The sequence below is a fragment of the Pseudoalteromonas sp. Z1A2 genome (assembly GCF_011378755.1).
GTDB lineage: Bacteria > Pseudomonadota > Gammaproteobacteria > Enterobacterales > Alteromonadaceae > Pseudoalteromonas > Pseudoalteromonas distincta.
Map to the genome: position 1 here is coordinate 129,281 of NZ_WTKX01000002.1, position 13,753 is coordinate 143,033.

A 13,753-nucleotide genomic window follows, 5' to 3' on the forward strand; every position below is an offset into this window, starting at 1 on the left:
ATGACTATAAAAGATAGCAGTCGTTCCAAACTAATTTATACCATTGCTGCATGGACAATAAGCGGCATGATTTTCTTTCCAATTTTATGGACGTTAATCACCAGCTTTAAAACGGAAGCTGAAGCAATTTCAGCAAGTCCAAGCTTATATGCATTCGATTGGACACTCGAAAATTACCGAGATGTACTGTCGCGTTCGCCATACTTTAACCATTTTTGGAACTCTGTAGTTATATCGCTAGGTTCAAGTTTACTGGGGTTATTAATTGCTGTACCTGCTGCGTGGTCTATGGCGTTTGTGCAAACTAAAAAAACTAAGCATTTATTAATGTGGATGCTTTCTACCAAAATGTTACCGCCAGTAGGGGTACTTATTCCGATTTATTTATTGTTTCGAGACTTTGCGCTACTCGATACAAAATTAGGTTTAGTAATTGTAATGACACTTATTAACTTACCAATAATGGTATGGATGCTGTACACCTACTTTAGAGAAATACCAAAAGAAATACTTGAAGCTTCACGTATGGATGGCGCAACAATTGGAGAAGAAATATTTCATTTTTTATTACCAATAGCCTTACCGGGTATAGCCTCAACGCTATTGTTAAATGTTATTTTGTCGTGGAACGAAGCATTTTGGACACTTATTTTAACCGCTGCAAATGCTGCACCTTTAACGGCATTTATTGCCAGTTACTCAAGCCCTGAGGGGTTATTTTACGCTAAGTTATCGACAGCATCTGCCATGGCCATTGTGCCAATTTTAATACTTGGTTGGTTTAGTCAAAAACAATTAGTGCGTGGATTAAGTTTCGGCGCAGTAAAATAGGAGAATACACATGGGCAGCATCACACTAAAACAAGTCACTAAAAACTTTGATGAAGTTAACGTAATTAAACCACTCGACTTAGAAATTAAAGACGGTGAGTTTATCGTATTTGTTGGGCCATCAGGCTGTGGTAAATCTACATTACTTCGTATGATCGCAGGGCTTGAAGATACCACCAGTGGTAATATAGAAATTGACGGCATTGACGCTACAAAAACACCACCTGCAAAAAGAGGCTTAGCAATGGTGTTTCAATCCTACGCGTTATATCCGCATATGACCGTGCGTAACAATATTGCTTTTCCTTTAAAAAGAGCCAAAGTTAGCCCTGCAGAAATCGAAAGTAAAATTGCTAACGCCGCTAAAATTCTTAATTTGACCGATTATTTAGAACGAAAGCCAGGGCAATTATCGGGCGGGCAGCGCCAGCGTGTAGCGATAGGGCGCGCAATTGTTCGTCAGCCTTCGGCATTTTTATTTGATGAACCGCTTTCAAATCTTGATGCGTCACTACGTGTAAATATGCGTTTAGAAATATCTGAATTACATAAAAGTTTAGCTACAACAATGATTTATGTTACGCACGATCAGGTTGAAGCTATGACAATGGCAGATAGAATCGCGGTATTTAATGCCGGTATTATTGAACAGGTAGGCACACCTTTAGAGCTTTATAAAAATCCTGTAAACAAATTTGTAGCTGGTTTTATTGGTTCGCCAAAAATGAATTTTATAGATGCTCCACAAAATGAAGATGCGAATGTTAGCTGTATTGGTATACGACCAGAGCATATAACACTCTCTACTGAGCAAGGTACTTGGGCTGGAACTGTAGGTGTAATTGAGCATTTAGGATCGGAGAGCTTTTTACATATAAATATTGAAGGCAAAGGGACCGTAACAGTAAAAGCAGATGGTGATTGTCCGTTAAAATATGGCGATAGTATTTACCTAAGCGCACCGGCTGATAAAGTATTAAAGTTTGATAATAACGGTTTAACAATTCTCTAGAGCCAATCTTTAATTACCTTAAATAGCACCTTTATAAAGGTGCTATTAACTAAATTCTAATTACATAATCCTATGAAACCTAGGTATTTTTTATTAAGGAATGGTATATTTACAACTATAAATAACAAAAACGTTATTGATAAATAGATACTCCAAAATTAATAAAATAATTTATATAGCAGCACATATAATTAAAATTATGTAATAAAAATAAGGACTTAGTTTTCCTTCTATTTTAAGAGGTTTACGTGGTAAAGCTATCAAATACAGAAATTAGAAAGCTAGATGATGCAGCCAGAGCAGGGTGGTTATATTATGTTGGCGGTAACACACAAGATGAAATTGCTAAAAAACTAAATATATCTCGTCAATCTGCACAAAGAATGGTCGCATTATCTGTGAGCCAAGGATTAATTAAAGTTAGACTTGACCACCCGATTGCCAAATGTATGGATTTAGCTGAAAAATTAAAAAGCCGTTTTGGGTTAGATTCGTGTGAAGTTGTACCGAGCGATCCATCTGAACCTTCATCTACATTAGGTTTGGCTCAAGCTGGCGCGGCAGAAATAGAACGTCATCTAAAATCAGAACAACCCAAAGTACTTGCTATGGGAACCGGTCGAGTTTTACGTTCATGTGTGGATGAGCTAAGAACTGTTGATTGTCCGCAACATAAAATTGTAGCCATGCTAGGTAATATGGCTTTGGATGGATCGGCTTCACCTTATGATGTTGTAGTAAGAATGGCCGAACACACTAATGCAAAACATTATCCAATGCCATTGCCAGTTTTACCAAGAAGCATTGAAGAAAAAGAACAGTTACACGCACAACAAAATATTACCGGTAATTTAAAACTCGCTAAAGATGCCGATGTAACATTTGTGGGTATTGGTAGCTTAGGTGAAAAGTCGCCATTACATATAGATGGTTTTATTGATGCGCAAGAACTTAAAGAGCTACAAGATCTTGGTGCTGTTGGTGAAATGATTAGTTGGGTGTTTGATAAAAACGGTAAGCTTTTAGATTGCACAGTTAATCAGCGTGTAGCAAGTACGCCATTAAAAACAAATGCTAACAAACAGATTTATGCGATAGCTGCTGGTGAAGAAAAAGTGTTAGCCATTTTGGGCGCAGTAAGGTCAAACATGATCAGTGGATTAATTACTAACGAATATACAGCTGAGCGTTTACTTAGTATTGATTAAACAAATTGATAAATAAAGTATCTGTATTAGTAATACTAGTTATTGTAATAAAAACACTTAATGTCCGATACCGTCTATTATATATAGTAATTAATTAAGTGTATATTGTGTATTTAAGTGGTTAATTAATCGATGAATTTGACTTTAACAGCGCAAGCTATATAGTTGTATGTATGTATATAGTGTATTTAAGAGATAGGATTGACTACAGTAAAAGTTAGAGCAACAATAATAGAAGATAATACTGGTGTAAAAAGCCAAATACCTACCTTACTTACAGAAGAGGGTGAAATAAGTTCAGTAACTGATTACTTACTATTAATGGAGGCTAATGGTTCAAGTAATTCGTCTATGTTAAGTCTAATCAGGGCTATATCTTTGTTATTAGATTACATGGAAGCTAATAAATATTTATTTCATGATCCCGCCATACTCTTTCAAACTTTCGCTAAGCGCTTATATACAGGCACTATAGGTGAGGAAGGTTTAGATCCTTCAGGCTTATATTGGATGCCTACTTCAACAATTAATGTAAATAAACATATCAATAGGCTAACTGCATTTACGGATTGGCAGGCTAACAAAATTGGTAAGGTTTCAATGAACCCCCTACGTGATGCTACACCACATGAATATAGGTTAAATTATGCATCATGGTTTCGAAAGAATCAAAATGACTACTTGGGACATATTGAAGATAAGGCTATTAATAAAACTATTCGAAAAGCAAGGCATATCAAAGGGCGTACATTACTAACACAAGCCGAAGGTGATGCAGTTGCATTTCCAGAGAAATATTGGGAAATGTTTTTTAAGCATGGCTTAGGAGGCTCCTCTGACCCAAGAATAATACTTAGGGATAAATTGGTTTTATTATTAATTCATGGAGGTGGTCTTCGCTTAAGTGAAGCACTGACTCTATGGATTACAGATGTGTTTGAGGATCCCTATAATCCTGAAATTGCTGTTGTCAGAGTTTATAACGAAGTAGACGGCAAAGCCCCTTATGATTGGAAGTGCCGCTCAGGCACCCAAACTAGACAAGCATATTTAAAAGAAAACTATGTAAGAATTCCACGTATTAAAATGAAAGGAACTCATTATCTAGGTTGGAAAAGTACGGTCGTTGATCATAAAGATAATTATTTACAAGTTCATTGGTTTCCTTCTGATTACGGTAAGGTTTTTATGTCATTATGGACTAGCTATCAGAAGTTCCGTGCTAGTGTAGATTGTTATCACCCTTATGCTTTTATATCTTTTCATCATACAAGTTTAAGTTCTCCTTATACAATTAATGCTTTTAACCATAATTATTCAGTTGGGTTAAAAAGAATTGGATTAAGATCTAACAAATCAGAAGGAATTTGTCCTCATGGACATCGTCATAACTATGGAAGACGCCTTGAGCGAGCAGGGCTGAGTCCACTTATAATACGTCGTTGTATGCATCATAAATCGTTAGAATCTCAAATACCCTATACAGCTAAGAGCCACATGGAAATATCTAAAGAACTTGAAAGAGCCACGCATCAACTATCAAACATAGAGCCCGTTGTTAAACCATTGAATTGGAATGACTTAGTTGAGGTTGGTTTTAGGGATATAGACCCTGAAGGTTACTTTACTGGTAAACACTCTAAATTTAGAAGCTTAAAATGAACAGAAATTTTGAAATAAAAAAAAGAGATAATCGTGCATCGGATACAACTTTCGGTTGGATGTTAAACACATTTGGTCCTGAATGGGAGGAGTGGCAAAAATTAGCTTCAGAATGGATGGAAACACAGCAAACTGGTGTTGGGCCTAAACAGGTCGCTCTGACACGTTTCTTTGAAACATACCTCTATAAACAAGTCCCTTACGCTGTTGATGTTAAACTTTTTTTTAGTGGCTTCAATGGCCATAAATGCTCTACTGAAGAATTTGAAAAGATAATAAGAAAAACAGTTAATCAACCTGCAGCAATACAAAAGTCAGTTAATGTCCCATGCGATTTTATTGATTATATTATTGAATCTCATTTATCTGAAAAAAATGATAATGGTATTTCTATCCCACTTGTAGTTAACCCTTTCTCTAAAATAAAGATAGCCCGTTCTCTCACAGAAACTGTTCGTAACCCTTTACCTTATCGATATATTCAAGATTTACGTCAGATTATCTGTCCATTACCAAGTAAAAAAGAAATGCTAAAGATTTCTAAAAGCATAGGGTTAAATGAAGAGTTGAAACCATCTTATCACTACCGAAACTTCTGTGATTGGACTTGGTCCCATGATGTACAAAAAAGTGATTGGTACGAAGTCGATGAAGAAGTTATCGATAAATCAGACCCAGATTGTGTGTGGCGTACAAAAAAGAATGGTAAAAAAGAAACGTTCCAAATCTGGTCGCCTGTTAGGCATATGATACTGTTTATTAAACTACATTTACCTTTGCGTACATATCAAATAAGTATGTTGGATAGTGGCGAGGCTGATACATGGAGATATGAAAATCAGCAATGGGTACTTAACGAAAAACATAGATTTATATTAGGAAATGAGAAAAGACCATTTGGTAAAGGCGTTTTTCGTCGAGTATATGATTCTGTTTCTGCCTCTTATTCAACTGCCTTATACATAAATACTAATAAATCTGCAGACAATAATAAAGAGGAGCTCGAGCGGGGATATACAATTCCTTGGCAAAATGAGGAAGTCCTATATTGGTTAGAAAAATTACGTAATTGGCAGGAAAAATATAATTCTATTGAAAGCCCTACAGACTGTACTACTCTAAAAAATAAACATATAGCAGATCAGAAAAAATCTGAAGCTCAGTTAAAAAGTATGGGCGATATTTCCTTTCTTTTTCGCGATGCCTCTGCAGCGGGTACGGATATATCTAAACCAACTTACTATAAGGCAATAAATCGATTATGGTATCAATTATTACTTAAATTGGAATTCAATCTAGAATCAAATGGAGATACACTGGATAATGGAGAAAAATTAAAGTTAGTTCACGAATGTCCTCCTGGTGTATCTTTGGCTTCAATGACTAGTACGTACTTTCCGCTTCATAGCTTACGTGTTTCTTTAATTACGGCATACACAATGGATACACAGCTCCCCATTGCTGTTATTTCAAAAATGCTAGCAGGCCACAGTAGATTACTGATGACAATTTACTACAACAAAATCACTCCTTCTGTATTTGCACATAAAATGGGTGAGGCAGAACTTCAATTAGAAGAAAAGTCTGCTCAAAGCGTCAGAAATTTTTTAAAAGATGCTTCTACCGAGCAAATTCAAATGAAAATGGCATACCATAAGTCCGATAGTATCGAAGCAGCATTAGTTAATCGTGCACCTATAGGTTGGGAAGAAAGAGCTGCAGGCCTATGCTTAGTTGGCGGTAATACCGTTAAATCTAGTGAATCTAGTTCACTGGGAGGCTGCTGGAATGGAGGAGAAGAACTAACTGAAGCAATACATGCTCAAAACCGTATTTATGCAGCTGTATCTCATGGTCCTGAGAACTGTATTAGGTGTCGGTGGTTTATAACTGAAGCACGCTACCTTCCAACTCTTAATGCACAATTCAATCAACTCAGCTATAAGGCTCACCAAGCTGCAAACCTATTTATTGAAATCGAAGGTGAGTTAGATGAGTTAAAAGATGAAAGTTTTTTTGCTGAAGAACAAGGAATTCCATTTATTAAACATAATGAACTTCAAATTTTACAGCGGAGATACGAAAAGCAAAAAGTTGAAGCTGATGAATATACAAAAGATTGGATGGCCTGCTTTGAACTTATAAACAAAATTATTCGGATAGAAGAAACACGCAATGATGATGAAAAACAAGATAAATTAATTGCTGTTGGCAATGAAAGAGATGTTACGAAAGCACTGAAGTTCATAGAAACAAAATCAGAGTTATTACACTTATCATTGCTTTGCGAGGATGCTGAATTTTACCCTGACCTCAAAGATGAACTTCGCAAAACACCAGCAATACATAAGCGCACAATGCAATTAAGCCGGGTGCTTATGAAAAGTGGTTTCAAGCCAATTTTTATGGAAATGGACGAAAATCAACAGTTAATCGCAGTAAATGCAATGATGAGAAAAATGGCTAAAATTGCTGATCCTGAAGATAAAATGGAAGGTTATAGAAAGGTAGCAAATCATATTGAAGCTGAAGAATATCTTATAAATAATAAACTTTTGTCTGCCGGTATATCTGCTATCAATAATAATGTAATAAATTTAGAAAAATTAACCTCGCCATTAAGTTTGGAAAGCTAATGATTATTAATACAGAAATTATCCTAGCTGATTTAAAAGATGGAAAGGCAACTAGAACACAAAAAAACTTAGAAAAATTGAATGAAATTATGAGTAATTATTCATCTTTAGGTAATTGTAATTTTTCAATAACACAGATAGGTCATTACTCCAAATTAAATGGTGGTCCAGGATATGAAGCTTTGAGGGCGACAAGAAACGACCATTATCGTGTACTTATTGAAGCATGGGCTGAGAAGAGCAGAGATAGGGTTCAAAGAGCTAATAGCAAAGTCAAACCGAACAGCAAACTCCCTTCCGATAATATTTTACTGCAGCGTATTACAGACCCTGCGGTGAGAGCTTTGTTTGGACAAATTATTGCCGAGAGAAACCGGTACAGAAAAGAGGTTAACTTACTTAAACAACATGCAAATATTGTGATCGACAGACGCCCAATCAAACAATCAAATGAACCTCATACTTTTGAACCATCGTTGATAAACAACTTAACAGAGTCTGAAAACAAAACACTAAACTACGCCATATCTCAAGAGTGCATGGAAAATAATGACTGGTATTCAACCTCAGCAGGGCAAATTAAAAGTAAAGATAGTAACATTGAAATACTTCCGCGTGGTTTTATTACAGGTTTAACAAAACTGCTTGGTGTAAAAGTAGAATAATTTATAGCTTTAATTTAACTTACTAGTTGTCTTTCATAAATCTAAGCAGGTGTAATACCTGCTCTACAAAGTAGCTTGATATTTTAGCTCATTACAAACACCTCTATTACCCGCTCTCTAAATCCGCCAAAGGCCTGTAAAAAGCTTGCTTCTTGAAGCTCAGTTTTCAGCTGACTTGATTCGTTTGATCCCCATGAAAATAATAAATCATCAATTTCAGCAATCGGCTGACTATCGGGCCTAGTGGAGCTTGTCTTTTTATGAGTCTCTGTTCCAAAATATTCATTCGCTATGGCGTTATTTCTTATTAGTACACAAGTGTCGGGTAGCTCTTGGTCAATTCTATTTGCAAAGGTGCTTAGTGTTTCTTCGGCGAGGGTGAATAGCCAAGCTTCTTGGTTAGGGGAATTGTTTACTCTTAATATGCGTCCAAGCACCTGCCTAAAATAAAGCTCGGTTTTAACTCTGCTTAAATGGCAGCACACTTGCAGTCTTGGTATGTCAGTTCCTTCCGATACCATACCAACGCTTACAATCCATTGTGTGTTGCTAAAGCGAAAATGACTGATTCTCTCGCCAGCATCGCTTTCTTTGTAAGTAACTATGGTTGCTGATTGATGGAAAATCTCTGTAAGAACCATCACTATCTGCTCTGCATGCTCAACAGAAGAGGCAACAATTAACCCTGCGGCATTGCTATTCTGCTGCCTAATAGTGGCAAGTTTACTTACCCCTTGAGCAACAATGTAATTGATTACAGCTTCGTGCTTAATCAAATCTTGGTAGGAAATCGATGGATCTTTTAGCAAAGACTTTAATGAGTTATAGGTTTTAGTTTCCTGTTTCGTGGTTGTTACCGAAATTTCTTCATTATCAATTAAAACAATTTTAGGGTTACGGCAAACGCCATCATTTACCGCCTGTTGCAGCGAGTAAGTGTAATTGCACTGAATTTTATTATCAGGGTCGCTATAAGTTGCCAGCGCGATAGGGAGAAGGTCAGAGCGCCAAGGTGTGCCTGTTAAAGCTAACGTGAAAGCAGCCTGCTGTTGAATATTTTTAACAATATCTTGCCCCCATACATTGGCATCCTCAATGCTTGAACCAGCGCAATGGTGTATTTCATCAAACACCACTAACACGCGGTTGTTCCTTAATAGTTTCCAGTAGTCGTCATTAAAAAAGCGCATGTTTTGATAAGTATACGAGCAACCAACTGAGCCAATAACACCGTCAAAATTACAATTTAAACGTTTAGCAAACGTCTTTCTAATGCCATTTGCAACCTCACTAGAGGGTGAAAAACAAATCACAAAGTCTATTTGCTTTGTATCAAATAAATAAGCTGTAACTTCTGCCGCCAACACGCTTTTACCAGCCCCTGGTGTAGCTAAACAAAAAAAGTGTTTATGGTTTTGAGAGTAATGTTTTTTAACTACCGATAAGCAGGCTGTTTGCCAAGCCCTTAACATGGCTGTTTTTCTGTTGTTTTATTACCCAGTAAAGTCTGCAAAGCATTTATTTTGCCAAGTAATTTAATCGATCTTTCCTTAGCCTGAGTGTGATGCAGTTGCAATTGTTCATGTAGTTTAGGGTAACGCGCAGTAAGGCGTTTGTACTCTTTAGCTTCTTCAAGCACGGTGTTTAAATCAATTTCATATGTTAGTAAGTCTTTTTTAAGCTCTTCTTGGTACTCAGTAATTTCAAGATTTTCAGCTGTGGCGTTAGTAGAGTTATTGTTAGGAATATAAATTTTTTTTGCTCTACTTTCTCTAGAATTAGGCACAATTTCTAAATTTAAAAATAACTCCGTTTTTGAGTAAATAACTTCTTTAACTCCATTGTTTAATTTATTGGTTCGCTTTAATAGTCCTTTTTCAACATTACGAGTTAATTGACGGTATATAAACTTTCGGGTTTCTACCGCATCGGTAAATGCAGATTGTTCATGTAATAAAGCGTCTTTCGCTTGCGTTACAGTGAAGTTATCCATCTGTTTGATTACCAAAAGAAAATGTAAAAATACATTCATATTCGCTTTCTTACTCATTGCTAAACTTTACCACTCACCATAAACTTAGGATTCCTAAGTATACATGCTCATGTAAAAACTAGACAATCATTTAAATGTAAGAGTTACCAAGATGAAGCAACGGTGCAGGTTAAATCCTTTTTTACAGAGCGTCTTAAAGAGGCTCGAAAGCGAATGAAAATAAGCCAAAAAGAGTTAGGTATTAAAATAGGGATGGACCCAAGTTCAGCCAGTGGCAGAATGAACCATTACGAAACAGGTCGCCATATGCCCGACTTAGCTACCTTAAAAAAGCTAGCGACCGAGTTAAATGTTCCCGTAAATTACTTTTTTTGTGAGTCAGAAGAAAGCGCAACACTGGCGTGTTTAATCGAAAAGCTTGATGACGAAGGTAAGCGTAAGCTCATTCAATTATTAGAATTAAAACAGTAAAATACACGTATAATCGGGCGTAAATATATGCCTGATTTACAGTAGTCGTTTTTTAACAAACATATTTTTTTAAAAATTATTTTATATCTCTTTTTTTAATACCAATTTATTACTAATTAACACTCAAAAAACCACGACCTTTGCGGTATGATAAGCCAATAATTTATATTGATATTCTTGCAAAGAGAGACCACATGGACGCTGTATCAAAAAAGCCTGCACCAAAAAAAGCCGTAAAAAAAACACAAGTCGGGTTTGAAGAATCCCTTTGGGACGCCGCCAATAAACTGCGCGGAAGTGTTGAATCAGCCGAATATAAGCACATTGTTTTAAGCTTAATCTTTCTTAAATTTATTAGTGATAAGTTTGAAGCGCGTAAAAAAGCCATTATTGCCGAGTACGGCGACGAATACATCGACATGGTCGACTTTTACGCTATGAATAACGTGTTTTACCTACCAGAAGACGCACGCTGGTCGTATATTCAAATCAACGCCAAGCAAGGCGATATAGCCGTAAAAATAGATACCGCACTGCACGCGGTTGAAAAAAACAATAAATCACTCGCCGGCGCATTGCCCGATAACTACTTTTCTCGCTTAGGGCTTGATGCCAGTAAGCTCTCTGCATTAATCGATACCATTAATAATATCGACACCATTGCCAACCAAAACGAAAAAACAGAAGAAGACTTAGTTGGCCGTGTGTACGAATACTTTTTAGGTAAATTTGCCGCCTCTGAAGGTAAAGGTGGGGGCGAGTTCTATACGCCAAAATCGATTGTTACCCTTATTGCCGATATGATCGAACCATTCGAAGGTAAAATTTACGACCCCTGTTGTGGCTCGGGCGGTATGTTTGTGCAATCGCTTAAATTTATTAATAGCCATAACGGCAATCAAAAAAACGTGTCTATTTACGGGCAAGAGTACACCAACACCACTTATAAACTGGCTAAAATGAACCTTGCCGTGCGCGGTATATCGGGCAATTTAGGCGATGTAGCCGGCGACACTTTTTTTAAAGATCAACACCCCGACCTAAAAGCCGATTACATAATGGCAAACCCACCATTTAACCAAAAACAGTGGCGCGCCGATAACGAACTAGTCGACGATGCCCGCTGGGCCGGTTACCCAACACCGCCTACCGGTAATGCCAACTATGCGTGGATCATGCACATGATCTCAAAACTTAGCGAGCATGGCACCGCTGGCTTTGTACTCGCTAATGGCTCAATGAGTTCAAACACCAGTGGCGAGGGCGATATTCGCCAAAAAATAATCGAAAACGATTTAGTCGATTGCATGATAGCCCTACCTGGGCAGCTGTTTTACACCACACAAATTCCGGTGTGTTTATGGTTTATAAGTAAAGATAAAAAAGGTAATAACGAAAAAGGCCTACTAAAACGCCGTGACCGCCAAGGCGAAACGCTATTTATAGACGCCCGCGAAATGGGCTCTATGGTTAACCGTACCTTAAAAGAACTCACCAACGACGACATAGCTAAAATAACCCAAACCTACCATATTTGGCGCGGCGAAGAGCTAATTTCAGATACAGAGCAAGAGTATGTAGATGTTGCCGGTTACTGTAAATCAGCCACCCTTGCAGACATAAAGGCAAACGACTACGTACTCACCCCAGGGCGCTATGTCGGTGCTGCTGATATTGCAGACGATGGCATCCCGTTCGAAACTAAAATGAGCGAGCTTAGCCAAACGCTTTATGGCCAAATGACCCAAAGTGAGGAGCTTGATAAAGCGATTCGTAAAAACTTGGAGGCGCTGGGTTATGGGGAGTAATTGGCCAGAAGTCACTTTAGGAGAAGTGCTTGAAATTAAATATGGAAAAGACCATAAGAAACTAACTGAAGGTATGATACCTTGCTATGGTTCAGGCGGAGTCATGCGTTATGTTTCTGAGTTCCTGTATGAGAGAGAGTCAATTTTGATTCCTAGAAAAGGCTCTTTGAATAATATTTATTTTATTGATACTCCCTTTTGGACAGTTGATACTTTATTTTGGTCAAAAATAAATAAAATAATAGCAGATCCTAAATTCATATATTATCAGCTTAAATTAATAGATTTTAATCGATTAAATGAAGGGTCTGCGGTACCCAGTCTAACGGTTCCAATATTAAAGAATATAAAAATTAAATTGCCGCTTCTAAAAGTTCAACAAGAAGTTTCAAAAATACTTTCAGGTTTAGACAAAAAAATTGAGCTCAACCAAAAAACCAACCAAACCTTAGAGCAAATGGCGCAGGCGTTATTTAAAAGCTGGTTTGTTGACTTTGATCCGGTGTTCGACAATCTCCTTGCGAGCGTTGATTTTAACTTAGAAAACCTTGAAAACCGTTTGCCTGACCAGTTAAAACAAAAAGCACAGCGCCGCTTAGCAGCACTGAACAGTTTAAAAAACACGGCAGAATGCAAAGCATCACTCATTGCGCTTGCTCACGAGTTACAAGCACAGCTACCAACAAAAGAAGCAACACAAGCCGCTGAAACACCCATTAAGCCAGACTTTAGCGCCAAACCTAAAATATTAGCGCAACACGCCAATACCCACGCCCACTTCCCCAATGAGTTCGAGCACAACGAACAACTAGGCTGGATACCAAAGAGTTGGAATAATCGAGATATCAATTCCATAGCAGAAATAACTGATTACGTAGCTAATGGTAGCTTTGCGTCTTTGAAAGAAAATGTAAGTCTTTCAGATGAACGAGGTTATGCTTTGTACATACGTACCACAGACTTTAAGAATGAATTTTCATTAACAAAAGCTAAATATGTATCTAAGCATTCTTATGATTTTTTAAAAAAATCTAAATTGATTGGAGATGAGGTGATTATCTCAAATGTAGGTGATGTTGGCACTGTTTTTAGGCCACCGATTTGGCTTGGAATGCCTATGACTTTGGGAAGTAATGCGATTTCTTTGAAGTCCAATAAGTTAAATAACTATTTATACTTGTATTTTTCAAATGATTTTGGCCAGTATCAAATAGATTCAATCACTAGCGGTAGCGCACAGCAAAAATTCAATAAAACTGGATTCAGAAAACTTAGCGTCTTAACTCCAAGTATTGAAGTAATTGATGTATTCAATACTTCTTATGACGAGTTGAACTACAAACTTCAAAAGAACAAAGAAAATACATTTTCAATTACTAGCTTGCGTGACGCGTTGCTACCCAAACTCATCTCTGGCGAACTACAAATGCCTGATGTAGCCAGTGATGACGAAATAGTAGATTAATA

At 37.1% G+C, this 13,753-nt stretch carries 11 protein-coding genes; 9 read left to right on the forward strand and 2 right to left on the reverse strand.

Going from position 1 to position 13,753, the window contains the following annotated elements; genetic code table 11:
* From GQR47_RS02035 to gmtX, 6 genes are all read left to right on the forward strand, one after another.
* Positions 1-831, forward strand: coding sequence for a carbohydrate ABC transporter permease (locus GQR47_RS02035; protein ID WP_024596622.1), 831 nt, complete (start codon positions 1-3; stop codon positions 829-831).
* Between the two features lie 10 nt (positions 832-841).
* The gene (locus GQR47_RS02040; protein WP_024596621.1) at positions 842-1,843 is read left to right on the forward strand and encodes an ABC transporter ATP-binding protein; all 1,002 of its coding nucleotides are present in this window, start codon (positions 842-844) and stop codon (positions 1,841-1,843) included.
* Positions 1,844-2,091: 248 nt separating this feature from the next.
* Positions 2,092-3,051, forward strand: coding sequence for a sugar-binding transcriptional regulator (locus tag GQR47_RS02045; RefSeq protein WP_002960874.1), 960 nt, complete (start codon positions 2,092-2,094; stop codon positions 3,049-3,051).
* A gap of 201 nt (positions 3,052-3,252) precedes the next feature.
* The gene (gmtY, locus tag GQR47_RS02050) at positions 3,253-4,713 is read left to right on the forward strand and encodes a gamma-mobile-trio recombinase GmtY (protein WP_165723450.1); all 1,461 of its coding nucleotides are present in this window, start codon (positions 3,253-3,255) and stop codon (positions 4,711-4,713) included.
* Positions 4,710-7,349: an integrase family protein gene (locus tag GQR47_RS02055; RefSeq protein WP_165723451.1), complete on the forward strand. Its 2,640-nt coding sequence runs from the start codon at positions 4,710-4,712 to the stop codon at positions 7,347-7,349. The genes gmtY and GQR47_RS02055 overlap by 4 nt, the downstream gene beginning before the upstream one ends.
* Positions 7,349-8,014, forward strand: a complete 666-nt coding sequence (gmtX, locus tag GQR47_RS02060; RefSeq protein ID WP_165723452.1) for a gamma-mobile-trio protein GmtX — start codon at positions 7,349-7,351, stop codon at positions 8,012-8,014. The genes GQR47_RS02055 and gmtX overlap by 1 nt, the downstream gene beginning before the upstream one ends.
* Positions 8,015-8,097: 83 nt before the next feature.
* Here the strand turns inward: gmtX and GQR47_RS02065 are convergent, their stop codons facing one another.
* Both GQR47_RS02065 and GQR47_RS02070 read right to left on the reverse strand, forming a co-directional pair.
* The gene (locus tag GQR47_RS02065; RefSeq protein WP_165723453.1) at positions 8,098-9,486 is read right to left on the reverse strand and encodes a DEAD/DEAH box helicase family protein; all 1,389 of its coding nucleotides are present in this window, start codon (positions 9,484-9,486) and stop codon (positions 8,098-8,100) included.
* Positions 9,480-10,064 carry a hypothetical protein gene (locus GQR47_RS02070; protein ID WP_165723454.1) on the reverse strand — a complete coding sequence of 195 codons (585 nt, stop codon included), beginning with the start codon at positions 10,062-10,064 and terminating at the stop codon, positions 9,480-9,482. Before GQR47_RS02070 ends, GQR47_RS02065 begins: the two co-directional genes overlap by 7 nt.
* Before the next feature lie 105 nt (positions 10,065-10,169).
* Between GQR47_RS02070 and GQR47_RS02075 the strand changes: the two genes are divergently transcribed.
* The 3 genes from GQR47_RS02075 to GQR47_RS02085 all read left to right on the forward strand — a co-directional run bounded on the left by GQR47_RS02075 (position 10,170) and on the right by GQR47_RS02085 (position 13,751).
* Positions 10,170-10,478, forward strand: a complete 309-nt coding sequence (locus GQR47_RS02075; protein ID WP_331459137.1) for a helix-turn-helix transcriptional regulator — start codon at positions 10,170-10,172, stop codon at positions 10,476-10,478.
* Positions 10,479-10,672: 194 nt separating this feature from the next.
* Complete coding sequence (locus tag GQR47_RS02080; protein ID WP_165723456.1) at positions 10,673-12,286, forward strand: class I SAM-dependent DNA methyltransferase; 1,614 nt, start codon at positions 10,673-10,675, stop codon at positions 12,284-12,286.
* Entirely contained in the window at positions 12,276-13,751 is a 1,476-nt protein-coding gene (locus GQR47_RS02085) for a restriction endonuclease subunit S (RefSeq protein WP_165723457.1), read from the forward strand. The genes GQR47_RS02080 and GQR47_RS02085 overlap by 11 nt, the downstream gene beginning before the upstream one ends.
* The last annotated feature ends 2 nt before the right edge of the window (positions 13,752-13,753 follow it).